Annotated in this window: 22 protein-coding genes, 1 tRNA gene and 1 pseudogene; 10 read left to right on the forward strand and 14 right to left on the reverse strand. The window is 38.9% G+C overall.

Annotation, left to right across the window (positions count from 1 at the left end; translation table 11 throughout):
* Positions 1–91: 91 nt before the first annotated feature.
* Positions 92–2,632 (forward strand): dynamin family protein, encoded by a 2,541-nt coding sequence (locus ACOWPH_RS21400; RefSeq protein ID WP_015217402.1) that lies wholly within the window; start codon positions 92–94, stop codon positions 2,630–2,632.
* Positions 2,633–2,973: 341 nt separating this feature from the next.
* On the opposite strand, the gene ACOWPH_RS21405 is transcribed toward ACOWPH_RS21400, so the two are convergent.
* The 3 genes from ACOWPH_RS21405 to ACOWPH_RS21415 form a co-directional block, all read right to left on the reverse strand.
* Positions 2,974–3,237 (reverse strand): hypothetical protein, encoded by a 264-nt coding sequence (locus ACOWPH_RS21405; protein WP_242043078.1) that lies wholly within the window; start codon positions 3,235–3,237, stop codon positions 2,974–2,976.
* Positions 3,238–3,324: 87 nt separating this feature from the next.
* Positions 3,325–3,459: a hypothetical protein gene (locus ACOWPH_RS21410; protein WP_277882369.1), complete on the reverse strand. Its 135-nt coding sequence runs from the start codon at positions 3,457–3,459 to the stop codon at positions 3,325–3,327.
* A gap of 4 nt (positions 3,460–3,463) precedes the next feature.
* A complete protein-coding gene (locus tag ACOWPH_RS21415) occupies positions 3,464–3,685 on the reverse strand; it encodes a hypothetical protein (protein ID WP_015217403.1) in 222 nt (73 codons plus the stop codon).
* A gap of 147 nt (positions 3,686–3,832) precedes the next feature.
* On the opposite strand from ACOWPH_RS21415, the gene purL reads away from it, so the two are divergent.
* Entirely contained in the window at positions 3,833–6,229 is a 2,397-nt protein-coding gene (gene purL / locus ACOWPH_RS21420) for a phosphoribosylformylglycinamidine synthase subunit PurL (RefSeq protein ID WP_015217404.1), read from the forward strand.
* Between the two features lie 221 nt (positions 6,230–6,450).
* Positions 6,451–7,971 carry an amidophosphoribosyltransferase gene (purF, locus tag ACOWPH_RS21425; protein WP_015217405.1) on the forward strand — a complete coding sequence of 507 codons (1,521 nt, stop codon included), beginning with the start codon at positions 6,451–6,453 and terminating at the stop codon, positions 7,969–7,971.
* A gap of 61 nt (positions 7,972–8,032) precedes the next feature.
* On the opposite strand, the gene ACOWPH_RS21430 is transcribed toward purF, so the two are convergent.
* From ACOWPH_RS21430 to ACOWPH_RS21460, 7 genes are all read right to left on the reverse strand, one after another.
* Positions 8,033–8,491: a type II toxin-antitoxin system VapC family toxin gene (locus ACOWPH_RS21430; RefSeq protein ID WP_015217406.1), complete on the reverse strand. Its 459-nt coding sequence runs from the start codon at positions 8,489–8,491 to the stop codon at positions 8,033–8,035.
* A complete protein-coding gene (locus ACOWPH_RS21435; protein ID WP_422665620.1) occupies positions 8,488–8,790 on the reverse strand; it encodes a hypothetical protein in 303 nt (100 codons plus the stop codon). The genes ACOWPH_RS21430 and ACOWPH_RS21435 overlap by 4 nt, the downstream gene beginning before the upstream one ends.
* Before the next feature lie 336 nt (positions 8,791–9,126).
* A complete protein-coding gene (tumA, locus tag ACOWPH_RS21440; RefSeq protein ID WP_015217408.1) occupies positions 9,127–9,387 on the reverse strand; it encodes an antitoxin TumA in 261 nt (86 codons plus the stop codon).
* Between the two features lie 362 nt (positions 9,388–9,749).
* Positions 9,750–11,489, reverse strand: a complete 1,740-nt coding sequence (locus tag ACOWPH_RS21445; RefSeq protein ID WP_015217409.1) for a bifunctional serine/threonine-protein kinase/formylglycine-generating enzyme family protein — start codon at positions 11,487–11,489, stop codon at positions 9,750–9,752.
* A 170-nt stretch (positions 11,490–11,659) separates the two neighbouring features.
* Positions 11,660–11,941, reverse strand: a complete 282-nt coding sequence (locus ACOWPH_RS21450; RefSeq protein ID WP_015217410.1) for a hypothetical protein — start codon at positions 11,939–11,941, stop codon at positions 11,660–11,662.
* Between the two features lie 48 nt (positions 11,942–11,989).
* Positions 11,990–13,036 (reverse strand): ABC transporter permease, encoded by a 1,047-nt coding sequence (locus tag ACOWPH_RS21455; protein WP_015217411.1) that lies wholly within the window; start codon positions 13,034–13,036, stop codon positions 11,990–11,992.
* Between the two features lie 178 nt (positions 13,037–13,214).
* On the reverse strand, positions 13,215–13,733 hold the full coding sequence (locus ACOWPH_RS21460; RefSeq protein WP_015217412.1) for an adenine phosphoribosyltransferase: 519 nt from the start codon (positions 13,731–13,733) through the stop codon (positions 13,215–13,217).
* A 417-nt stretch (positions 13,734–14,150) separates the two neighbouring features.
* Between ACOWPH_RS21460 and ACOWPH_RS21465 the strand changes: the two genes are divergently transcribed.
* Both ACOWPH_RS21465 and ACOWPH_RS21470 read left to right on the forward strand, forming a co-directional pair.
* A complete protein-coding gene (locus ACOWPH_RS21465; protein WP_015217413.1) occupies positions 14,151–14,777 on the forward strand; it encodes a DUF3038 domain-containing protein in 627 nt (208 codons plus the stop codon).
* On the forward strand, positions 14,774–16,234 hold the full coding sequence (locus ACOWPH_RS21470; RefSeq protein ID WP_015217414.1) for a DUF4335 domain-containing protein: 1,461 nt from the start codon (positions 14,774–14,776) through the stop codon (positions 16,232–16,234). Before ACOWPH_RS21465 ends, ACOWPH_RS21470 begins: the two co-directional genes overlap by 4 nt.
* A gap of 71 nt (positions 16,235–16,305) precedes the next feature.
* On the opposite strand, the pseudogene ACOWPH_RS21475 reads toward ACOWPH_RS21470, so the two are convergent.
* Positions 16,306–18,577, reverse strand: a pseudogene (locus ACOWPH_RS21475) (transglycosylase domain-containing protein).
* Between the two features lie 547 nt (positions 18,578–19,124).
* Between ACOWPH_RS21475 and ACOWPH_RS21480 the strand changes: the two are divergent.
* Entirely contained in the window at positions 19,125–19,601 is a 477-nt protein-coding gene (locus tag ACOWPH_RS21480; protein WP_015217416.1) for a hypothetical protein, read from the forward strand.
* Positions 19,602–19,889: 288 nt separating this feature from the next.
* Here ACOWPH_RS21480 and lspA read toward each other — a convergent pair whose 3' ends face one another.
* Positions 19,890–20,360 (reverse strand): signal peptidase II, encoded by a 471-nt coding sequence (gene lspA / locus ACOWPH_RS21485; RefSeq protein ID WP_015217417.1) that lies wholly within the window; start codon positions 20,358–20,360, stop codon positions 19,890–19,892.
* A gap of 46 nt (positions 20,361–20,406) precedes the next feature.
* Positions 20,407–20,994: a biotin transporter BioY gene (locus ACOWPH_RS21490; protein ID WP_015217418.1), complete on the reverse strand. Its 588-nt coding sequence runs from the start codon at positions 20,992–20,994 to the stop codon at positions 20,407–20,409.
* Positions 20,995–21,379: 385 nt separating this feature from the next.
* Here ACOWPH_RS21490 and pstS point away from each other — a divergent pair, with 385 nt between their 5' ends.
* The 4 genes from pstS to pstB all read left to right on the forward strand — a co-directional run bounded on the left by pstS (position 21,380) and on the right by pstB (position 25,524).
* A complete protein-coding gene (pstS, locus tag ACOWPH_RS21495) occupies positions 21,380–22,558 on the forward strand; it encodes a phosphate ABC transporter substrate-binding protein PstS (protein WP_015217419.1) in 1,179 nt (392 codons plus the stop codon).
* A gap of 255 nt (positions 22,559–22,813) precedes the next feature.
* The gene (pstC, locus tag ACOWPH_RS21500; RefSeq protein WP_015217420.1) at positions 22,814–23,764 is read left to right on the forward strand and encodes a phosphate ABC transporter permease subunit PstC; all 951 of its coding nucleotides are present in this window, start codon (positions 22,814–22,816) and stop codon (positions 23,762–23,764) included.
* Positions 23,765–23,779: 15 nt separating this feature from the next.
* Positions 23,780–24,658 carry a phosphate ABC transporter permease PstA gene (gene pstA / locus ACOWPH_RS21505; RefSeq protein WP_015217421.1) on the forward strand — a complete coding sequence of 293 codons (879 nt, stop codon included), beginning with the start codon at positions 23,780–23,782 and terminating at the stop codon, positions 24,656–24,658.
* Between the two features lie 59 nt (positions 24,659–24,717).
* Complete coding sequence (gene pstB, locus ACOWPH_RS21510; RefSeq protein ID WP_015217422.1) at positions 24,718–25,524, forward strand: phosphate ABC transporter ATP-binding protein PstB; 807 nt, start codon at positions 24,718–24,720, stop codon at positions 25,522–25,524.
* A gap of 239 nt (positions 25,525–25,763) precedes the next feature.
* On the opposite strand, the gene ACOWPH_RS21515 is transcribed toward pstB, so the two are convergent.
* Positions 25,764–25,834 (reverse strand) — tRNA-Gly (locus ACOWPH_RS21515).
* Positions 25,835–25,904 lie beyond the last annotated feature (70 nt).

Raw genomic sequence — 25,904 nt, forward strand, 5'->3', positions numbered from 1 at the left:
TACCAAAAACCGTAATTGTGCGGTAAATAGGTTAATTTTGATTCAATTAGGGAATAATTATCTTAAAATACTATATAAACGAAAAATTTTTATGGCAACTTCACGAGTTACTTCTGAAACTGTTGAGTTATTAAAGCAGATTAGTGGTGTGAGGCTGAGTCAACAGGATATAACACCTTTGATTATATTTTTAGCATCCTTAATAGTTGTTCTACGAGGTGTAGCAGAAGCGGATGGAATTGTAACAGAACAGGAAAAAGAATGTTGGGAAACAATTCTCCAGCGTTTTATAAAATCACCAAGAACAATAATAAACCTAATAGTGAGATATGTAAGTTCAGGAATGAAACTGCATCAGATTTATGCAGATTCCTCAGAATTTCTCACTCTAACAGATATACTGTCAAATTCGGAAAAGCTGATTTTGATTAGTCTTACCTATGAGATGTCATTTGTAGATAATGATATTAATTTACACGAGAAAAATTATATCGAAACAGTTGGTTATTGGCTAGGTATTGACCCTCAGCACTTACCTATATTGGAAGCTGGATTTACTCATGAAATAAATGTAGATCCAGATGCTTTAGAGGAAGTAAAAAATTTACTTGTGCCTGATCGTTTTTATGCGCTAGATACTGAATTAATTGAGGCCGCTAATCATATTTTAGATTCTTTACCTGCAAAACTGGAAATAGAAACAAATGAACAGTTGACACCCCTATCTTATAGAGAGTTGAAAAAGTTCCAAGAATATTGTAAGAAATTACAATATTTTTGTTATCAAATTACCAATATAATTCAGGAATTTAGAAACCGTGGTTTTATACCGCAAAGTTTGATAGGAGAGATTGCAGAAGTATCTCTCAAAATAAAATCTCAGAGGTTCAGATTAGCAGTAGTAGGGGAATTTAGTAAAGGAAAATCAACCTTGTTAAATGCTTTAGTGGGTGAAGAAATTCAACCAGTAAGAGCAATTCCTTGTAGTGGTACAGTAACAGTTCTAAAATATGGGACTCAAAAGCGAGTAATTTGTCTCTATAAAGACGGAAGAAGTGAGGAAATTCCTCTTGATCAGTATAAAGTAAAAGCTGCAATTTCTAAAGAAGCTGCTGTAGAACATCGTAGTGATGAATTATTACAATCAGATATTGAAGAAATTATTTTTGAACATCCTGAATTAGCTTTATGTAAAAGTGGTGTAGAAATTGTTGATTCACCTGGGTTGAACGAACATCCTGATAGAACTGCTATTACTTACAAACTACTTAAAGAGACAGATGCAGTAATTTTCTTAACTAATGCAATGCATCTTCTGACTGAAAAAGAAAAAGAATTAATAAAAGATGTGAGATATCAACTTAATAACGGTGAAAGTAAAGAGGCGGCTGAGAATCTGTTTATATTAGTTAATTTCATGGATATGTTGGATAATGAAGAAGATCACCAAGACGTGAAGAAGCGACTTGAAACCTTTGTCGAATCTGAAAAATTACTCATTACAACAGGTCAAAACCGTGTTCATTATATTTCTGCAAAAAAGGTATTAAAATCAATACAGAATGGGGATGATGATGACTATTTAAAATCCTTTCAAAGTTTTACTCAGTCTTTGGAAAGATTTTTAACTTTTGAACGTGGAGCAATAAAAATCAAACGTTCTGTTAATGAGTTGGATAGCTTAATTATAAAGTCTTTAGATTTACTAATTCAATATAACAAAATTGTAGAAGGTAAAATATCTCTTTCTAAAGCTGAGAAGTTAGAAATTATAGAAAAAATTGGTTTAATAAGCGGATGCGAATTGAAACTGCGAAGTTTTGCAGAGCAACTGAAATATCAAGCAGTTAATGAAGCTCATGAATCTTGGCATAAATGGTATAGTGAGTTACCAGAAGAATTAGCAAAGAGATCAGTTACATGGAGTTCTAAACATTCCAGATTATTTGAACAAAAGGAATTAATAAAGGAATATACAAGTCAATTTATAGAAGACTTAAAATCTACATTAAATCTATGGCAGAAATATAGTTTAAGTAAGATAATAGAAAAACACTTAGAAATTTTAAACGATAAAATTTTACAAGAAACTAGTGAATTAAATACAAAGTTAGAAATAATAGACAAAAATATTAATACTAAATTAAGTGGATGTATTAATTATGATCTAGTTAATATAGATACAAAGCCATTTTTTGGTACATTAGGAAGATGGTCGGCAAATGTGTTAACTTATGTTTTTTTAGCATCAAGTGGTTTAATACTTCTTGCACCAATAATATTTGGGGTTAATCATTTTATAAAAGGAGTTGATGAACAACAAAATACAGGAATTAAGCAAAAAATTATTGAATCAGGTTTATCAAAATTTGTAGAATCAAAATATCAAATCTTAGAAGAAATAAACCAATATATTAGTTCAATATTTGAAAACAGGATTGAATCTTTTATTTCTGTTATTGGTCAAGCCATATCACTTTGCGAAAATTTGATAGAACAACAAGATAAAATTGAGCAAGAGAATCGAGAAACCCGCAAAATTGAAAAAGAATTTATTAACCAAAAACGTCAAGAACTTGAACAAGTGCAGAAAGAATTACAAACTATCATCAATAAATCTACAACTCCATAATTACAAAATCAAACCCACCCAAAAATTAACCAATATGAAAACATCCACCGACAGACAACGCACCCTAGAAATGGCTTGTATTTCTTGAGCAGATAAATCTTTTTCTAAACCTATTTATATTTTTCCCCTAGATAGTTTCTTGATGTTTCTTAATATCTGCTAGTATTTCATCCATTGTTACCTGATCTAACCATTGATGACGTTCCAGGGTTATTTCATTCTAGATTTAGGTAACGAATTTAGGTATTCTCAGCCGTTGAGAGATAGAATCCCTGAAGCCTAAAATGACGCATTCTCGTAAATGCATAAAATGTCAAAATTTAGAATGAAACAGCCCTGGTTCAATTGGGGTCATTTTCTCCTCCTTGTACAATATTATTGGTAGCTTCTGCCAACCAGATCATTTGATTAGCAACTATTATATTTATATAATCCTTATAGCTTAATGATTTTGACAATAGACGGCTATCAGTGCTTAGGAAAATATCAGCGTTATTTTCAGCACAAGCCAGATGAAAAGCATCAATTTTTTTAATATTAAAGGTTGTTAATTCTATTGCTCGTCGAGTAATTTCTTCTGTGACTAAAATCTTATCATGAGCCATTGTTAAGACTTTTTGTACTTGTTCTCTCCTGTTTATATCTGGAGTTCTCGCAATTTCTAATTCTAAAGCTGTACTACTGACTAATTGCTATTTTCCAGATAAACAATGATTGATAATTTCTAAAATTGCTTCAGTCTCTAGCCTAGTTCGCCATTGAGTTTGGTCGTCAAAGGGACGATTAAGGCAACAAACATCTAAATATATTCTATATTGTTTATTCATGTTTTCAGAACATTTCTTTTTGTAAATGCTGTTGCAACATATCAGTTAAAGTTTTTTCGGCTGAAAGAGCATCATAAGGCGACCAAACTTCATAAGTTTTACCATCTTCAAGAAAAGCTAAATTTTCTGCACCTTTAGCTAATTCTGCGGCTAAAAATTGAATAGCTTTGATTTTTTCTTGATCAGATAATTTTCGCAGTGATGGCAAAATTTCTGTCAATGTCATCAAAATACAGGGTAAAAACTGGTTACATTATAACATTATGAATAACTTTATAATTGATAATTTATTGACAAGATTAAAAAGAAATCCATGATCTTAATTGCCGTAAACAGATAGAATATTTCTCTGTCCTCTTGGTGCATAACTTCCATGACCACATTTGGTGAAAATCCCTTTTCTCCCCAAGAAATTGCCTCAGAAGGCATAAAACCAGAAGAATATACCGAAATTGTCCGCCGCTTAGGCCGTCATCCCAACAAAGCCGAACTCGGTATGTTTGGGGTGATGTGGTCAGAACATTGCTGTTATAAAAATTCTCGACCTTTACTCAAACAGTTTCCTACTACAGGCCCCCGTATTCTTGTCGGACCTGGTGAAAATGCCGGAGTTGTGGATATCGGCGACGGACTACAATTAGCGTTTAAAATAGAATCCCATAACCACCCTTCCGCCGTTGAACCGTTTCAAGGTGCTGCAACCGGAGTAGGTGGTATATTAAGAGATATCTTTACAATGGGGGCGCGTCCCATAGCCTTATTAAACTCTTTGCGTTTTGGAGATTTGAATGATCCGAAAACCCAAAGATTGTTTACGGGTGTAGTTGCGGGAATCTCCCATTATGGTAATTGCGTTGGAGTGCCGACTGTAGGCGGTGAAGTGTATTTTGACCCCGCCTACTCTGGAAATCCCCTTGTCAATGTCATGGCATTGGGATTGATGGAAACGTCAGAAATTGTCAAATCAGGGGCTTCAGGCTTAGGAAATCTCGTGCTGTATGTGGGTTCAACGACCGGACGGGATGGTATGGGCGGCGCTAGTTTTGCCAGTGCTGAATTAACTGATGAATCAATGGATAATCGTCCTGCTGTGCAAGTAGGAGATCCATTTGTCGAAAAGTCTTTAATTGAAGCTTGTTTAGAGGCATTTAAAACTGGGGCTGTAGTTGCGGCACAGGATATGGGGGCTGCGGGTATTACCTGTTCTACTTCGGAAATGGCTGCTAAAGGTGGTGTGGGGATTGACTTCGATTTAGATAAAATTCCGGTGCGGGAATCGGGAATGATTCCTTATGAATACCTGCTTTCGGAATCTCAAGAACGAATGTTGTTTGTTGCCGAAAAGGGACGGGAACAGGAATTAATTGATATTTTCCACCGTTGGGGACTACAAGCGGTGGTTGCGGGGACGGTGATTGCAGAACCCATTGTCAGGATTTGGTTTGAGGGGAAAATTGCCGCCGAAATTCCGGCTGATGCTTTGGCTGAAAATACGCCTTTGTATGAAAGAGAGTTATTAGCAGAACCTCCTGAATATGCCCAAAAAGCTTGGCAATGGACGAGTGCTAGTTTACCTGTTTGCAATGCTGCGGGTATTGAAATTGCGGGAAGTCTGCAAAGTTGGCATCAGATTCTATTGACTTTGCTAGATACTCCTAGCATTGCTTCTAAAAGCTGGGTTTATCGCCAATATGATCATCAAGTTCAGAATAACACCGTATTGTTACCCGGTGGTGCAGATGCGGCTGTAGTTCGTATCCGTCCTTTAGAGTCTCCCCAGTCCCCAGTCCCCAGTCCCCAAAGCGGTGTTGCGGCTACGGTAGATTGTAATTCTCGTTATGTCTATCTTGATCCCTATGAAGGGGCTAAGGCAGTGGTGGCTGAAGCTGCCCGGAATCTTAGCTGTGTCGGTTCTGAACCCTTGGCTGTGACAGATAACCTCAATTTTGGTAGTCCAGAAAAACCCATTGGTTATTGGCAATTAGCGTCCGCTTGTCGGGGTTTGAGTGAAGGGTGTAGTGAGTTGGGAACGCCAGTAACTGGGGGGAATGTCTCTCTCTACAATGAAACTTTTGATGCGGAAGGTAATCCTCAACCAATTTATCCGACTCCGGTTGTGGGTATGGTGGGGTTAATTCCTGATTTAACAAAAATTTGTGGACAAGGTTGGCAAAATGTCGGGGATGTAATTTACCTTCTCGGTTTACCTATTCAATCTAGATCCCCCCAACCCCCCTTAGAAAGGGGGGCTATAGAGTCTAGAATGGGATTGGGTGCTTCTGAATATTTGGCAGCTATTCATCATACGATCGCAGGTAAACCCCCTAGGGTTGATTTTGATTTAGAACGTCGTGTCCAAAAAGCTTGTCGTGATGGTATTCAGGCTGGTTGGGTAAATTCTGCCCATGATTCGGCTGAAGGTGGTGTGGCTGTTGCTTTAGCGGAATCTTGTCTTTCTGGAAATTTGGGGGCGGAAATTAATTTCCCAATTAGTGCAAATTATGATTCACGATTTGATGAAGTTCTGTTTGGTGAAGGTGGGGCGAGAATTTTGGTTTCTGTAAGTGAAGAAAATCAAGGAGAATGGGAATCCTATCTAGAGGAGCATATTCCGGAGCATTGTCAACTACTAGGAACGGTGACTAATTCAGGGAATTTGGAGATTTTAACCGCAGATAACCATAAGTTACTCCAGGTTAGTCTCAAAGATATGAGCGATCGCTATTCTCAGGCAATCTCTAAACGTCTCTCTATCTACACCAATACTTGATCAATATCAAAAATCAAGGTTTGTAAATGAAAATTTACAATTAATACTTGATTCTTAACCAATTTACGGTACTGTTTTAATGGATGGTTAAAGATTTATTAAGAAGTAGGAGTCAGGATTCAGAAAAAAAATTAATTATTCTCAATTCCCTATTTCCCTCAACCCTATTTCCCATCCCTCAGTTCCCACTGACTCGACACCCCACCAGGAGTAAAACCAGCATGATTCCTATCCATTCCGTTACTTCGGATGAATACCCCCATAGCTTGCGTGGCGCAGCCATACTTGCCAACAACCAAATCGAAAGTCATGAAAATCGCCCTGACAAGCCAGAAGAAGCTTGCGGTGTTTTTGGCATTTATGCCCCAGAACAAGACGTTGCTAAAATGACCTATTTTGGATTGTATGCCCTCCAACACCGGGGTCAAGAATCTGCTGGTATTGCTACCTTTGAAGGCACGCACGTACACCTGCACAAAGATATGGGTTTGGTGTCTCAAGTTTTTAATGAAACTATTTTAGAAGAATTACCCGGTGAATTAGCCGTTGGCCATACTCGCTATTCAACTACCGGTTCTAGCCGTAAGGTAAACGCCCAACCCGCTGTGGTGGAAACTCGCTTAGGGTTATTGGCTTTAGCACACAATGGTAATTTAGTCAATACTGTGCCACTGAGAGAAGAATTACTCAAAAGTAATTTTAACTTAGTTACATCCACCGATTCAGAAATGATTGCCTATGCGATCGCCCAAGAAGTCAACACCGGTCTAGATTGGCTAGAAGGTTCAATTCGTGCCTTTAAACGTTGTGAAGGCGCATTTAGCCTAGTAATTGGCACAGCGGATGGTGTTATGGGTGTGCGTGACCCCAACGGCATCCGTCCCTTGGTAATCGGGACTTTAGATAGTGATCCTATCCGTTACGTACTCGCTTCCGAAACTTGCGGTTTAGATATTATTGGTGCAGAATACCTGCGTGATGTTGAACCAGGAGAATTAGTTTGGATCACCGAAGCAGGTTTAGCCTCCTTCCATTGGAGTCCACAGCCTGAACGCAAACTGTGTATCTTTGAAATGATCTACTTTGCGCGTCCTGATAGCCTCATGCACAACGAAACTTTATACAGTTATCGAATGCGCTTAGGACGAAGAATCGCCAAAGAATCTCCCGTAAATGCCGATATAGTGTTTGGCGTTCCTGATTCTGGGATACCTGCGGCCATTGGCTTTTCCCAAGCTTCTGGCATACCCTACGGTGAAGGATTGATTAAAAATCGCTACGTTGGACGCACCTTCATTCAACCCACCCAAACCATGCGAGAGTTAGGTTTGCGGATGAAACTTAATCCCCTCAAAGATGTCCTTGCTGGTAAAAGAGTCATCATTGTTGATGATTCCATTGTCCGAGGAACTACTAGCCGTAAACTCGTCAAAACCTTGCGTGAATCTGGTGCAGAAGAAGTACATATGCGGATTTCTTCCCCACCTGTAACTCATCCTTGCTTCTATGGTATTGACACGGATACCCAAGATCAATTAATTGCAGCCACTAAATCAGTAGCAGAAATAGCCAAGCAATTAGAAGTTGATAGTCTCGCTTATTTGAGTTGGGAAGGAATGTTAGAAGAAACAAGAGAAGATACTAATAGTTTCTGTTCAGCTTGTTTTACTGGTGATTATCCTGTGGCTATTCCTGAACAAGTGAAGCGTTCTAAATTGATTTTGGAAAAGGTTGTAGTTTAGGAAATTGGAAATATCCAAGAAGTAATTAAATTGATAATTGATAATTAATAATTGTCAATTATCAATTATTTGGTAGAGGTGGAATTTGGAACTCGTTAAACAAACAGATATTAAAAGATGAAGCCGCTAAAGCCTTGACTAGCTTTTTGTCTAGAGTTAACAAGGGAGCATTATTTTGTTGTGAAAGTGTAACATAGGAAGCATCGTAAGCAGAAATATTATAATTTAAGGCGATATTAACTGCATCGTCCATCAAGTTTGCTGTGGGAACAACTTGTAATTGTAAATTCTTGAGAGTAGCTAAATCTGCTTGTACCTCACCAGAAGTGTACATATTTGCACGTACATACTTCATGAAAACATTTGTACATTCTATGTAAAATAGGTCTGGTACAAACATTTCTGTTTGTGGATAAGCAAGGTGAGTAAACAGTTCAATAACTTTAGGCGTGAGTGGATCTGCAATAAAATATTTGATGCACACACTGGTATCTAGGACATATTTAAAAACAGTAGTCATCTGTTTCGATCTTCTCTAATCATTTCCGTACTATCTGGTAGTCCAAAATCGGCAGGATTTAAGCGCCGACGATTGCGGCTTTCCTCCAGAACTTTTAGCACATTTTGGCGGTGTTGTGCTTCTGTTTGCTGTCTTTTTACCTGCAAAGCATTCTGTAATAGTGCCACAACTTGAGATTCTATGGAATCATTTTCGGCTTCAGCTAACTTTTGTAATTCCTGATATAGTTTGTCGGGTAAGGTGATGACATTAAGATTATTCATGGGTGAAACTCCCAAAGACATTTTATAGATAATCATAACACAGGCATATTATTAAGTATTTTGGCAATAAAATATTAATGGAATTATTTATTGGTGTTTGGGAAGGAAAGCGAGAAAATCGTCAAGGATATTGGTTAAGATGGTGGAATAAAGAAGGTAATTTGTTATTGTGAGGATTTAAGTCGGTAGAAAAAGAAAGAAGAGAAAAGGAACAAGAACGAAGAGAAAAAGAAGCAGCTTTACAACGTTTACAAGAATTAGAAAAAAGATTGAGAGATGCAAAAATTGAAATATAACAGATTTTCAGGATTTATATTGTCTGAATCAGGATACCCAGGATTATAGGATTTTCAGGATTTATTATCTATATCATTATTCAAAATCCTGTACATCCTTAAATCCAGTAAATCCTGATGTAGACAGAGAAACTTTTTCCTGATGTAAAGCAAGGTAATGACGGTAATCATTTGCCCATTCTATAAATAGGGCATCATCTGATAATATACCTTGATTATATTGGTAAAAAAATTCTTCAGAATCCATTTTTTGTTGATTTTCATAGATACTCAGCCGTTTAGCAACAGCAACTAAAGCATCTAATGGTGATGTATATTGAATAGTTTGTTTACGCATTGGCTTTTTCAACTATGGGTATCATATAAATTGTATAAATATTTTTATTTCGCGCAAAGTCGCAAAGACACAAAGAAGAATACAAAGATATTTTCTTTTGAATTCATTGTAGAGGTTTAGCTGAAAATCAAATCCTGTACATCCTATAATCCTGGATATCCTGATTCAGACAGTTTCTTGACTAAAGCCAACTTCCATAATAAAATTAAAATATTGGAAAATTAATACTACAAATCTTAAAATCTTGTAAATACTGATATGGCTTGCGCCACGCCACGCTATCAGACAAAAAATATTTGATCGCCTAACGGTGAGGGGAAAGGAAGAAAAGGCAGAGGGCAAAAGCGCAAGAGAGCAAAGGGCTAAAGAGTCCTCGCCGCACTAAGACAGACAACGCGAAAACCGATATCGTTATCCCTGCCATCGCGACTGAGGTCATCGCGGGCGGCAGAACGGCAGTAAACAGGAACGTCGTACCACGAACCACCGCGCAGCACTTGATAGGTATCGTTTTGACTAATCCAAGCACTACCGTTTGCAGGCGCGTCTATATAGCTTTTATGCAAGGTATCTGCACACCACTCCCATACATCCCCGTGCATATCATACAAACCAAAAGCATTAGATGGAAACTTGCCTACATCTGAGGTTTGTCCATATTTACCAGCATAATTAGCTAAATCAGTGGTAATGGTATCACCGAAATAATATCTAGTTGTGGTTCCGGCTCTACAGGCATATTCCCATTCGGCTTCGCTGGGCAAGCGATATTTTTTACCCGTAGCTTTGCTAATTCTAGCACAAAATTCCTCTGCGTTAATCCATGAAACTTTTTCAACTGGAAGATTTGCACCTTGGAAGTTTGAGGGTTTGGGGTTTAAATCAATCTTCTCTTTTGGTAAAAATGCAACCCTTTCCCATTGTGCTTGAGTAACAGGATATTTACCCATATAAAAAGGTGAAACTGTAACTAGATGTTGCGGTTTTTCATTATCATTTCCTTCTCCTTCTGGTGAACCCATAAGAAATTTTCCCCCTGGTATTGCTACCATTTCTAAAACCACACCATTTCCTAAATTTTCTGTAAACGATGTGTGTACAGAAGATTGCTGATTTATTCCTACATTTTGTGTAGGTTGTTTGGGAGAAATAAATTGTAAAACTTGCTGAAAAAGACTAGGAGAAACTGGTTGTTTGGGTGCAATAATTGTAGGTGGAAGTTGCTGTGGTTCTAATGCTGATAAAACTTCCATCGCTGATGCAAAACGATTAACTGGAAAGTCTTGCAACATTTTATCTAAAACAATTTCTAACTCCTTACTCACAGAAACTTTTTCTTTCCATATCCACTGCATTCTCATGGAATCAAAAAGCGCATCAGAACCATCATATTTATGTAAACATCCCGTCAATAAACGAATACAAGTAACAGCTAAACTATAAATATCACTATTATGATAAACCATGCCACGAAATTGTTCTGGTGGTGCATATCCAGGTGTCCCGGTAATCGTCCCCACTCTGGTGAGAAAACTTCCACTAACTTCTTTAGAAACTCCAAAATCAATTAAAAATAAAGCATCGGTTTGAGAACTTCTAATAATATTTTCTGGTTTAATATCTCTGTGAATGACCTTGTTATCATGGACAAATTGTAAAATAGGTAATAATTCAATTAATATCTGTTTAACTTCCGACTCGCTGAATTTTCCTTTACGTTGTAATTCATGGAGTAGATTTTCACCTTCGATAAATTCCTGAATTAAATATAATCTTCCTTCTTGGGGAAAGAATGCAAGTAAATCTGGAATATGTGAATGTTTCCCTAAATCTCGCAGTCGCACAGCTTCTTGTTTAAATAACTCCGTCGCTTTTTCTAAAGCCGCACTTCCCGACTGTTGGGGTAAAAATTGCTTAATGACACAGGGAGTATCTAATCTTTGTTCGTCTACCGCTAAAAAGGTTCTCCCAAAGCCACCTGCACCGATAACGCGGATAGCACGATAACGATCTTGCAATACCATTTTACTCCCACAACGTTGACAAAATATAGTCGTCGGTGGATTTTGGTGCAGACAGTCGGGGTTGAGACACTGATTCATAGATGCAAGTTCTTAATTATACTACTTATTGTATAATTCGTATTTGACTTTGGAAATATACTCACGCAAAGGCGCATTCGCGTAGCGTCCCGCAGGGAAGACGCAAAGGATAGAAGATAATTAAGAATGTTCGGTAAAATAGATTATTGCTTCCTTGTTCACCTAAAAGTTTAACCGTGCTGCAAAAATTTAATTTTAGGTAATAAAGGATCACTCACAATTCCTGTACCAGCAAAACTCCAACGTTTTACCAAACTTCCTACTTGTGTACCTGTAACAGATTCGACGGTTAAACGATTGGCTAAATCAGCCGCATGGGTATTCAAATAACTCAGAGCATCAAAATCTTCTTTAAACAATAATAAATATCCTGATGTGCTATCATCAACACGCGCTGTGAGATATTTACCATCTGTTCTTGACCGAATAATATAATAAACTTCAGAAAGCATAGTTTATAATTCGTAATTCGTAATTCGTAATTCGTAATTGTTCCCGGACTAATTCAAATCTTCTAGTTTGATTCTTGGATCTGCTGCTTTTAACATTAAGTCAGCAATTAAATTACCAATAATTAATAAAATTGCACTCATTACTAAGCTGGCCATTACTAAATATTGATCTTTCGATAAAACGGCTTGTAAAGTTAATTTACCCAAACCTGGCCAATTGAAGAAGTTTTCTGTAATAAATGCACCGCTTAATAAACCTGCTAATTCAAACCCTAATAAAGTAATTAAGGGGTTAATGGCATTTCGCAACGCATGAACATAAATAACGCGGTTTTCTGGTAATCCTTTAGCGCGTGCTGTTTGGATATAATCTTGACGCAATACATCCAATAATTGACCGCGCATGATGCGTTGTAACCCGGCAAAACTGGTTATACTTAGGGCAATTAACGGTAAAATCATGTGCCAACCAATATCTACGATTTTACCCAATCCTGTGAGTTCAGCGTGTTCTATGCTGGTCATGTTACCCACTGGGAATAATGGGGTGGTTATTTGGGCGAAGAATAATAGAAATAAGGCAGTGATAAAACTAGGGAATCCTTGTCCAGCATAGCTTAAAACCTGCAAAATCTTGTCTGTGGGGCGATTTTGCTTAACGGCAGCGAGTGTACCCAAGGGAATGGCGATCGCCCAAGTTACAATTAGAGATGCGATCGCTAACAACAACGTCGCTGGTACTCTTTCCCATAACAACGACGATACAGAACGTTGGTAAACAAAACTTGTGCCAAAATCACCTTTAGTAATAATTTGTTTCAACCAAAATATAAATTGTTCTGGCCAGGACTTATCTAAACCAAATTGTTGCCGTATTTCCTCAATCCTTTCTGGTGAAATTTTGGGGTTTTGTCTCAGTGTATCTACATAATCCCCTGGTGACAACTTCATGACAAAAAACGACAAAGCCGACGCTAAAAAAATCGTTAATAGCGCCTGCAATAATCTTTTAATTACATAAATAAAAGTCTCATTTGTCACCAATCTTATCAGTGAATTTCGAGTTGTCTCCAGGGAAATTTTCGTAGATGTCATAATTTGCCAGTTATCACTTATCGAAAACCAATAATTAACAATCAAGAATTCAAGAGTCAGAATTTAATTCTGAATTCTGTGCAAATGCCGGATATAGCTTGCTTCTTGGCAGGAGCATAAACGAGTTTAAATCTTCCACGAATTTATACTGACTCCTGAATGCTGACTCCTTCTAATTTCAATATTCAACCAAAGAAATAATCGGTACATCAGGCAGATGTTTACGCCCTTGCAAATCCCGTAGCTCGATAATAAACCCAAACCCCACAAGTTCGCAGCCAATCTTCTGTACCAACTTAGCCGTCGCGCTTGCAGTTCCACCCGTAGCAATCAAATCGTCTACAATCAAAACCCTGCTACCTGGATGTAAAGCATCCTGATGCACTTCTAAGCTGTCTGTACCATACTCTAGTTCATAATCAATACGATGAACTGCCGCTGGTAACTTGCCTTTTTTGCGGACAGGAATAAAACCAGATCCTAACTTATAAGCTAAAGGTGCGCCGAAAATGAACCCCCGCGACTCCATTCCCACAACACAATCAATCTGAAATTCAGATTCAATACATTTTTGTGTTAAAAAGTCAATAGTATAGCGCAAACCCTCTGGATCACGCAGCAAGGTGGTAATATCCCTAAATAAAATTCCTGGTTGAGGAAAATCTGGTATGTCACGAATCAGAGACTTTAAATCCATAAAACAGTGATTAGGTAATTGGTGATAGGTAATTGGTAATGGGTAATTGGTTAGGAGTGTTGTCTAGCCTCTGCTTTCGAGTCCCCAGTCCCTAGTCCCCAATCCCCGATTCCAGATACCTGAAAAATCGTACACTATAATGTCATACGCTGGGGATTGAGGCTTGTGTTTCGTCACTTGTTGACAATAACTTAAAATTTCATCCCAGCTGATGTATCTTGGCTACTAACCTTAAACAAGTAGGTGATCTTATGGTTTAAAACTTTCATTACAGTATAGGGAAATATTTGAGTAACGAAAGTAAGTATTGTATATATTGAGATGCTCATGTCACCACCAGCCTAAGTGCTGGTTTGGCTATCTATCTTAAATTTTGTTTCACTCAGTTTGTTGGCAGCGCAGAAGGTTTTTTATAAAATGAATGTTTCCGCAAGTTTAACGCCGTTTGATAGTCCAACTCCTGAGGCAATGCCCATGATTTTGGATACTTTACCAGATCCAGCGATTGCTGGACAGGGATGCCCCCGTAGAACTGCTTTGCAAATAGACCTCATGTTACTTGCAATTGAAGCTTTAGAACTTGGGGGTTCTGAAGCTATCCTCGCCTTTGCCCAAGAATTAGACCTGATAGGAATTATTAAAAATCGGGTAAACTTATGGCGAATGAGAGCTTCTAACCCCTTACGAAGAGCGCATATCCGCCGCCCTTTAAGTATCATAGAAGCGAAAGCTTTAGTAGTGATTGCTTGCTACATAGCCCGACGCTTAACAGTTGTCATCCGTCAGTTACTAATGATATATCAGCAATTGTCTGAAAAACAGATTCCACTAGAACAAAATCTACGTCTAGCTAATTACCTAGAAAGGTTTAGAGCGCATTTTAAAAGCCGGATGAATTCCAAACGTTCTGTTTTATTAACCCTAAATTCTGATGAAAAATTAGATGAACTGGCTATAGATTTATTAGGAAAATTACTATTCTGCACAGGTACAGCTGGAATGCAGCGGTTCTGGATTTCTCTTTTTGACGGTGAAGTAGAATGAATATTCAACGTAAATACAGTTTACCTAATTGCACGCTGCTCTTAGAAGGGTTAAGTGATGTCACACTATCTGGACACTTTCAAGAACTGCGCCCAGAGCTATCTATATTGGTCAATGCAGAATGCTATTTATCTAGTTATACTCAGCCCATAGCCGGAGGGCGGGAATTTTTTGAAAGCTTGGTGAGAGCGGTAAGTGCCTATGCTCAAGAATTTTTAAGTAGTGTACCCAACCCCCAAGCACATAACCATGAGTCAGAGTTAGTAGAGTTGCAAAAAATTGATAGCAATCGACACAAGTTGATTGTACATTCAGAAATTGCTACCGAAGGTTTTGAGTCTAAATCAAATGATCTTAAACAGCCATTTATTCAAGTTGATTTGAATACTGTGCAGTTGTTTGATTTAGTTGAAGCGGTAGATCAGTTTTTTGCTGACACCCAAACTTTGCCAGAATTATCACTGGAACTACAACCTGTCACCAGACGTTATGGTGGTGCTAGTCAAGCGGTATTAAAACAAGCAGTACCAGCGACTGTAGGATTATCAACTTTAGCCGTAGCTGCGATCGCTTTTAGCCTAATTCCTCCTCCTCAAGTACGTCTACCAGAACCAAAGCCAGAGGAACAATCCAGCACCACAACACCTACAGTCTCACCCACAGCCATAGCCTCAGAAACACCAACTACAACACCTACAGTCTCACCCACAGCCATAGCCTCGGAAACACCAACTACAACACCTACAGCCTCACCCACAGCAATTATTAAGGATTTAGAAGCACTTCTCAATTCAGTTCCAGAAATTACAGATCCTTCCCAGTTACGCGCATTGAACCGCCAAGTTTATAACCAAATTCACCCAGTTTGGAATAATCGTTCTGAAGTGAGAGAGAATCTAATCTATCGCTTGGGTGTAGCTGCTGATGGTAGCATCGTCGGTTATAAAGCCGTAAACAAAGGATCAAATGAAGCAGTAGACAAAACCCCACTGCCGAATCTACTATACAATCCTGCTAACCGTAATATTGCTAACGAACGCATCGCCCAATTCCGAGTAGTCTTTACTAAACAAGGTGTCCTAGAAGTCAGTCCTTGGTTGGGATATGCGAGAAAACCAGAAGTAATCGGTGAAAAAATTAATGACACTAACACAGTCAAAGATTTAAACCAGAAGCTTTATAATACAATTCGCCAAAATTGGAGCATTACACCTACTTTTAACAAAGATTTAAAATATCGGGTGGCAGTAAACACAATTGGGGTAATTGCTGACTATGAACCACTCAACCAAGTAGCATTTGACTTTTTTCGAGAAACACCATTGCCACAAATGTTCCAAACAGTATACGGTTCAAATGCAGCTGCTCCTAACAACAAAGAACCCCTAGCTCACTTCCAAGTAGTATTTAAATCTAACGGAACATTAGAAGTTAGTCCTTGGCAGGGATACAGGTAATAATTCGTAATTACTAATTCGTAATTCATGATTGAAGATTAATTACGAATTATCAATTACGAATTACGAATTTATTTTGTGATTCTCCCCATATAATTTCCCCATAACTGAGCGGCTTGAGCGCTGCTACCAGATGTGGGGGAATTATTGTCATTACCTAACCAAATACCAGTTACAAGTTGCCGACTAGGGATAAAACCAATAAACCACAAGTCTACGTTTTTATCAGTTGTACCTGTTTTACCCCCTTCACCCAGTCCCAGGGAAGCACTGCGGCCAGTACCTCTAGTGATAACACCCCGCATTAATCTCACCATCTCATCGGCAACTCCTGGCTTTAGTACTTGCCTGTTACCATCTGGATCTTGGTCAAAGGAATAGATGACACGACAGGTTTTTAAATCCTGACGATCTTCACAATCGCTACTGTCTAAAATCCTACTAATGGCATGAGGAGGATTCCACACACCACGATTGCTAATAGCACCAAAAGCTCCAGTCATTTCTAAGAACATTGACGACACTTTGACCTAAAACTAAACCAGGAACTGGATCAAGTGACGATTGTACCCCTAGACGCTTGGCCATATCCACTACTTTATTTAATCCAACTTCTCTAGCAACCCTTAAAGCAATGGGGTTTTCAGAGAGAGCCAAACCGGTAGCTATATCTAAACTACCACCACCACCAGATCGGCATGGCTTGTAGGTAAAACCTTGCCAAGGGAAAGAAGCGCAAGAATAACTTCTGGATGATGATATTCCTTGTTCAAGTGCAGCAGTGTAAGCAAAAATCTTGAAAGTGGAACCAGGTTGTCTTTTCGCTTGAGTAGCACGATTAAACTGACTTGTTCTGTAATCAACTCCCCCTACCATTGCTAAGATACTGCCACTTCTGGAGTCTAGAGTTACCATACCCCCTTGTGAAAACCGAAAACTTGAACCTGCGTTACTAACTGAATTTCGTAGTGCTGATTCTGCCTGGGCTTGAATTGCTGGATCTAACTGGGTTTCGATGATATAGTTGCCCTCTCTTGCTGCTCCTTCCCCTAAAATTGATTCCAGTTCTTGAAAGACGTAATTGTAAAAGTAAGGGGCAATTGTCTGAGCTTGCCTTTCGCAAACCTTGGGACTAACTTGGACGGTAGATCTTCTGGCGCGATTGGCTTCTTCTGAGCTAATTTTGCCCATTTCCAGCATTCGTTTAATCACGCGGTTGCGGTAATCAGCTGCTCCTAACTTTTTTGGTCCATCTCCACAAAAATCGAAGGCGTTGGGAGCAGGTAAGATACCCACCAGTGTCGCTGCTTCTGAGAGAGTTAATTCTTTAGCTGACTTTTCAAAGTAATATTTAGCTGCATCTTCAAACCCAGAAGTATCCCCCCCCAAAAATACCCGATTTAAGTAAGAGAGTAAGATTTCATCTTTACTGTAAAAGGTTTCTAGCTTCAGCGAAACAATTGCTTCCCGTACTTTACGCCCTAAGGAATCTTGTCTACCTACATAATCGCGGAATAAACTACGGGCAGTTTGCTGGGTAACAGTACTAGCGCCTTGTTGGACATCACCTGTGCGGCTGTTGATGAGTACGGCTCGCAAAATTCCTAAAGGGTCAACCCCAAAGTGCCAATAATAACGACTATCTTCAGAAGCTACGACAGCGGCGGGTAAATAAGGTCCAAACTCTGATAACTGTTTCAGGTCTACGTGAGCAATATTCCGAGGCTCCCGGAGTGGGGTAGAACCATCACGGGCATAAACAATTACAGGGGCTTGTGTAGCTGTCGGTAGGGGTTTGACGGAAAATTTAGTCCATTCAAAACCAATTCCTAGCGCCAATAAAGCGCTGACACTGCCAACACCATAAAACCCCCAAGTCGCTGCTTTGATATACCAGGCTGGAGGATCGATGTATTGTAATCGGACTGAGGCAGCAAGCTCTGGTGGACCCAGGGTAAAAACATCACCATGACGCAGTTCGAGAGAAGTGACTCGTCGCTTACCAAGATAAATTCCATTGGTGGAATTTTCGTCTTTGATGGTGAAAATTGGAGTTCGTTGGCTGGAATCGCGGGATAGGGACAGGTGAATTTGACTAACTACCGGGTTACGGACAACGATATCGGAGGATTTGGAGCTACGACCGAGAATATAGCGATCGCCTAATAGGGGGTATATTTCCGCTTTATCCGCTCCCGCATCCTGCACCCAGAGTTCCGGTACTTTGGCATTAGGCTTGAGCGCCAGTTTGGAAAAATCAACCCTAGCTTGAATAGTATTTACTGCTTGAGTCAGTTGACCAAGTAAAGTTTGTGGCTTTTGAGGAGGTTGCGGGAAACTCATCGGCTATATCACATCACATCTATATAGTGAAGACAAAATTGCAGGGATCGCAATTTTAATGCTAGTCTGACACCATTTTACTCACAAGCCAAAAATAAATTGATTGTACTGAATTTTTATTGTAGCTCATCATACAGGCTTATATTTGGCTGGCAAAGTTAACTGGTGATTTTTTGCACTAGTCTATATATACAAATATTCTTACTGCTCCAATCAAATGCTTATAGGGGTTCCTCATCACAGGAGGTACATCATAGCCCCCTCATCGCTTGTGGGGAGAGGGTTGGGGGTGGGGTTTTTCTACCTCACTCAACCGATAACCGCTATATTTTGTCTGAAAAAGCTGTTCACTTATATTCAGCTTCTATATTTATTTTTGTATTCCTAAAAACCACCACGAAATTAATAAAAGTTTTAAATTTTACCTTTACTCAAGAGTCCTAGCACTTTCGCCAATAATTTACATCTTCATTTAGGCAGATTTTGTCTAATAAATTGTCTGATTTAATTAGCGAAGTGTTCCGTTGACCTTGAGGTTAATTTCAGAATGAAGGGAAAATCTCTGACCTTAATTGGTACAGCCATAACTTTGGCATTTAGCAGTAATGTTGCTATGGCTGAATCCAGTAAATCCCTGTTTACCGAATCGAGTAACTCATCTATTAGTTCGCCAACGGAAATTAAAATGTCACCAGAAGGGATGAAAATCCTCTGTGAATATTTCCCTCTAAATTCCCGTTGTCCAGGTGGTATACCACTTAATGCCAATGTCCCTTCTCCGGTTCCAGCAGTAGAAACTAGTCCTGGTGAAAATAACGTTAATCCTGATACAAATATAGTACCAGAAACACCAATTTCCCCAGAGTCTAATAATTCTAGTCAATTAACTCCCGCACCAGAAAGCCCTTCTTCACTTGAATTTGGTAATTCAGGTAGCACTACTAGACAAAATGAAGGTGTTTCTAATCAAGTACCTACAACTATTGTGCCACAAACTCCTGCATCTGATATTCGCACTCCTTAATGAACAAGTCTCGCTACGCTAATTTGTTCAGGTAAGGAATTGTTAAAACATTTGTATTAAAAAATAATCTCTATCACTAAATCAGTAGCTTTTTGAAATTCAAAAATGCAATGGTGTTAGCGATAGAGATTTAAAATGTGGAATCAAATCTGCAAAAAAGTTTAATCAATTTGAGGATGTTTTATTTGAGAGCATCTCACCTTTGCAGTTATTCTTCGCTGCACTACGTTGCACTCAGAATGACAGAGGTGTTTTTACAAAAATGTGATGCTCTCGTTTATATTGGGTTTATCTCCTATGAGAAGTTGGTGTTTGTGGCAATGAGGCAATTAACAAGCAAACAATACCAATACTAATAAAAGAATCTGCCATATTAAATACAGCAAAGTTAATTAGGCGAAAGTCAAGAAAATCAACTACGTAGCCTAGAAAAAATCTATCAATACCATTACCCATAGCTCCACCTAAAATTAAACCATAACCCAACTGCTCCCAAAGAGTTAAGACTGGGCCTAGCGATGCGATCGCTATCAAGACTAAACTTACTCCTAAGGATAGCCAACGCAACCACTCTACTCTTCCACTTAACAGACTAAAAGCTGCACCAGTGTTCGTGACATAAGTGAAGTGAAATATCCCTGGCAGTAATGGCAGTGTTTGTCCTAAAGAAAAGGTTCTCACTACCCAGTATTTTGTCAATTGATCCACAAAAAAAGCGAACAAGGCAGAAATCCAAAAGAGGCGATTTTTTAAACGCATGGTAAATTAGTCATTAGTCATTAGTCATTAGTCATTTGACTGGTGACTAATAAAACATTATATGTCGTAGCACATAAGCTACTATGGTGACGGCGCAAACTACAACTAATTGTCCTGGTAGTGAAAACCAGGAATATTTGAGAACGGCTTGTATTAAAGGTAAATTTTCTGCGCCTCTGCCAGGAAAAAGATAGCTGATCATCAAATACACGATACCGCAGATGTGTACTGTCAATAAGCCACAAAAGCAACTAAAAGCCAGTGTTTCTAACCGAGGTCTAGCTTTAAAGGCAAAATAACCACAAATCCAAGCACCGGGAATAAAGCCCAGGAGATAGCCAAATTGAGACAACTTAACATAACCGATACCGCCTCCTTCGGCAAATACAGGCAATAAAGTTAATCCCATGACTAAATAAGCAATTTGCGAAAGCGCACCAGCATTTTTGCCTCCTAAACAACCTACCAAAAGCACTGCGCCAATTTGATAGCTAACACCTAATGAAAAAGTTTTAATTCCTTGCTGACTCCAACTCCAAGGAAAGGTAGTGCCATAGGCTTCTAGGAACGTGCCACCCATTGTCAGGAGTAAGCCAATCATGGACCAAAGTAATTGATTGGAAGCAGCAAACATTTATCAGGCAACAGAGAAAAAGGCCAAAGAAAAAACTAACAGCTATCAGTATAAGCGAACGGTACTAATCTAGATTTTAGATATCCTAACTGCTTTGTAAAAGCATAAATCTACCACGTTCTGCAAACAATTTAGATATATTTAATGTAACTTGATTAAAAAAATAAATATTGCCGAATAATTACCAGTAATTATTATGAAAAATTCACGGTTACTCAGTATAATATATAGCACATATCAACAAGGTAAATCTTCATTATTCATCTGCAAAAACAAAAGATTATTGGTTTATTAACCTTTTGTTTACCTTTTGTTTACCTTTAGGTAAATCATTAAGAGGTATCTTAGAGGCGCTAATCTGGCAATTCACAAAATTTTGACAACAATGCTATCACGTCTAATTCCAGTAAAGAATAATCGTCTTCAAGCTTCCATAACCGTATTCGCACTGACACTAGGTTTAGCTGCTTGTGGCGGAGAGTCAACCCCAGACAAGGCTGCTACAACTGAAACTCCTGGAACCACTCAAAATACCACTGCTTCTAGTCCAGCTAAACTAGATCTTGGTGGAAATCTTACCTTAACTGGTGCAGGCGCAACTTTCCCAGCGCCATTGTATACAAGTTGGTTTACTGATTTAAACAAAAAATATCCGAGTTTGCAAGTTAGCTATCAGTCAGTAGGTAGCGGTGCTGGTGTTGAGCAATTTATCCAAGGTACTGTAGACTTTGGTGCCAGTGATGTAGCGATGAAGGATGAAGAAATCGCCAAAGTATCCCAAGATAAAGGCGTGATTTTACTACCTGTGACTGCTGGGAGTATTGTACTAGCTTACAATCTGCCAGATGTTGCTGAACTAAAACTACCACGAACAGTTTATACTGATATCTTATTAGGTAAAATCAAGTCATGGGATGATCCGGCAATTGCTAAAGCTAACCCTGAAGCAAAGCTGCCCAAACAACCAATCACTGTTGTATATCGTGCTGATGGTAGTGGTACTACAGGTGTGTTCACAAAACACATGAGTGCTATTAGCCCAGAGTGGAAAACTAAAGTTGGCGATGGTAAAAGTGTAAACTGGCCTGTAGGCGTTGGTGCTAAAGGTAATGAAGGTGTAACAGCCCAAATCCAACAGACTCAAGGCTCTATTGGTTACATTGAGTATGGCTACGCCAAACAAAATAATATTAAGTTTGCAGCTTTGGAAAACAAGAGTGGCACAATGGTTGTAGCTAATGAGGAGTCAGCATCTAAGACTCTGGCAGCTGTAACTCTTCCAGAAAATCTCCGTGCTTTCATTGCTGACCCAGAGGGTGCAGATTCCTATCCCATTGTTACGTATACCTGGCTTCTTGTATACAAAAAATATCCAGATGCGGCTAAAGCCAAAGCCATAGAAGCAGCAATTGAGTATGCATTAACTGATGGTCAAAAGCTGGCTGGAGAATTAGGTTATGTTCCTCTACCAGCAAATGTGATTAGTAAGGTGGCTGCTGCCGCTGATCAAATTAGTCCTGACTATAAAATTGCCGTGAGTGGTGGAACTGGTGCGAGTCAGTAGTCTCATTTTTCGTCTGATTGCAATACTCCAGCAATAGTTTAAGCACAATAATTTAATTTACCAATCAGTTGGGAACCCTGATTAGCTGGTGTCTCAGATGCAAAAAACGACGAAATAATACCTAAAGTATAGAGTAGTTATTAATACCATGAGTGTTGATTGCTTACTTGGTTCATACTCAATACTCGGTACTTTCTTCTTAAAGTCTGGTTCCCTCTCACATTTTTTCTGATTTGATTTTTACAGTCAGTATTTATGACTACAAATTTTCAGAACATGCCCTCAGCGATTAAACAGCGCTCGGAAATAGACAAATCTCTAGATCAGGGATTTATTTGGTTGACACAGCTTTTTGCCCTAGCGATCGCTGGCACTTTATTATGGATCACGGCACAGGTTGCTATTGGGGCTTGGCCTGCGATTCAAGAGTTTGGTTTTGGCTTTTTATTTCAAACCACTTGGAATCCTGTAAATAATGAATATGGGGTGCTGCCACAAGTCTATGGCACTCTCATTAGTTCTTTTCTAGGTTTGTTATTAGCCATACCTATTGGTGTTGGTACTGCTGTTTTATTAAGTGAAAATTTTCTACCTGCTCCAGTGCGGGTGGTACTGGTATTTTTAGTAGAACTACTAGCAGCTATTCCTAGTGTTGTCTATGGAGTATGGGGAATTTTTGTTTTAATCCCGATTTTATCTAATTTGGGAAAATGGTTACATAGTAGCTTAGGCTGGATACCATTTTTTAGCACACCACCCACAGGGCCAGGAATGCTACCGGCTGGAGTGATATTAGCAATTATGACTTTGCCAATTATCACTGCTATCTCCCGTGATGCTTTAATTTCTGTACCTTCCAGTTTGCGTCAAGCATCTATCGGACTAGGAGCAACCCGTTGGGAGACAATTTTTCAAGTTATCATCCCCGCCGCCTTTTCTGGCATTGTCAGTGCGGTGATGTTGGCGCTTGGTAGAGCCATGGGAGAAACAATGGCTGTAACAATGTTAATTGGTAATTCTAACAACATTAATATTTCCTTGCTTGCTCCATCTAATACAATTTCGTCTCTACTGGCCAGCCAATTTTCTGAAGCCAGTGGGTTACAAATTTCAGCTTTAATGTACGCTGCTTTAGTTCTGTTTTTCCTAACGCTAGTAGTGAATGTTTTGGCAGAGTTTATTGTTCTCCGGGTTAAGCGACTGTAGTTTTAGGTTGAATTTATGACTTCTTCTTTTCCCCAAAGCAGCCTGACTCGCTCTTCTTCTCCCCGAACAATGTTCAACACGGCAATGACCGTAGTTGCATTTATATGTGGAGTATTGGCGCTGCTACCTCTAGTGGCTGTTCTTTCTTATGTATTGTTTAAAGGTTTTAGCAGTTTAAATCTCAGTGTGTTTACAGAATTGCCACCAGCGCCTCTGAGAAAGGGAGGAGGTTTTGGTAATGCCATTTTGGGAACCCTATTTATGGTGGGAATTGGTGCATTAATCAGTATTCCTTTTGGTGTATTAGCAGCAATTTATTTAACAGAGTTTAGCTCTGGTAAAGTAGCTAGGTGGATACGATTTGCTACTAATATTCTGAGTGGAGTTCCCTCAATTATTGCTGGGGTATTTGCCTACGGGATTGTGGTTTTGACATTAGTAAAGCTGAATTTAGGATCTTACTCAGCTTTCGGTGGTGGGTTTGCATTGGCAATTTTGATGTTACCCACAATCGTGCGAACCACAGACGAATCTCTACAATTGGTTTCCCAAGATTTGCGGCAAGCATCTGTGGGGTTAGGGGCAACTAAGTTTCAAACAGTCATACAAGTAGTTTTACCAGCGGCTTTACCAGCCATTGTCACTGGTTCTACTTTAGCGATCGCTAGAGCGTCTGGAGAAACAGCGCCGTTACTGTTTACTGCTCTATTTTCCTCTTTTTGGCCTAGTGGCTTACTACAACCGACGGCTTCTCTAGCTGTTTTAGTTTATAACTTCTCAATTTCACCTTTTCAAAATTGGCAGTCATTAGCTTGGGCTGCTTCTTTAATATTGGTTTTGATGGTTCTGATTACTAGTATCATCGCTCGCTTGGCAACAAGGCAAAAAGCTTAACAAAATAGCTCAACAGGATGTCTAATCATCCTAATTATCTCATTATCTCTAACCTTTTTATGGCTACTCAAACTAGTACAATCAACGGGACTGATGCGATTTTACGTACAGAAAACCTGAACATTTACTACGGTAACTTCCTTGCTGTACAGAATGTTTGGCTAGATATTCCCAAAAATAAAGCTACAGCTTTTATTGGGCCTTCAGGCTGTGGTAAGAGTACATTACTTCGATGCTATAACCGTCTTAATGATTTAATTGAATCATTTCGAGCCGAAGGTAAAATTTATTTTGGTGATAATAATTTGTATGCACCAGATATTGACCCGGTAGAAGTACGCCGTCGGATTGGTATGGTGTTTCAAAGACCAAACCCTTTTCCTAAATCAATTTTTGACAATATTACTTTTGGAGCTAAAATCAACGGCTACAAAGGAGATATGAATGAATTGGTAGAACGCAGTTTACGACAAGCTGCTTTGTGGGATGAAGTCAAAGATAAACTTAAACAAAGTGGTTTGTCTCTATCCGGTGGACAACAACAACGTTTATGTATTGCCAGAGCGATCGCAGTTCAACCAGAAGTTATACTCATGGATGAACCATGTTCTGCTCTTGATCCTATTTCCACTTTGCGGGTTGAAGAACTAATTCACGAACTCAAAGAACATTACACCATCGTTATCGTTACCCACAATATGCAACAAGCAGCACGGGTTTCTGATAAAACAGCCTTCTTTAACGTTAAAACCTCTGATAAAGGTAGTCGCACAGGCTATTTAGTCGAATACGAAGAGACAGAATTAATTTTCAACAATCCACAGCAAGAAGATACAAAAGCTTACATCAGCGGTAGATTTGGTTAACTATTATAGTTCTGTCACAGTTTTTATCCGTAATGTGGCAGATATCTCTTAAAAATAATCCATATCTACCTATCACTGGAAAATTTTGTACAGTGATATTTTTTTGAGAAATTTCTCACTACAGGATATCTCAATCCCTAATAAATTGTTCAAAATTCTGTTTTTTGGGATCAATACCCAAACTAGTTCTATAGGGCAGGTCTCCCTGTCCTCTATTAGTTTGTCTTTACTATTCTCAAAGCGGGTGGCGGGAATCGAACCCGCATTATTAGCTTGGAAGGCTAAAGTTTTACCACTAAACTACACCCGCATATCTCTAGCTAAATAACTTTAACATAGGCTAGTTAGGGATTTTTAGCAGGAAATTTGGGGTAAATCTG

Origin of the sequence: Anabaena sp. PCC 7938 (assembly GCF_049315035.1) — a bacterium.
GTDB lineage: Bacteria > Cyanobacteriota > Cyanobacteriia > Cyanobacteriales > Nostocaceae > Anabaena > Anabaena cylindrica.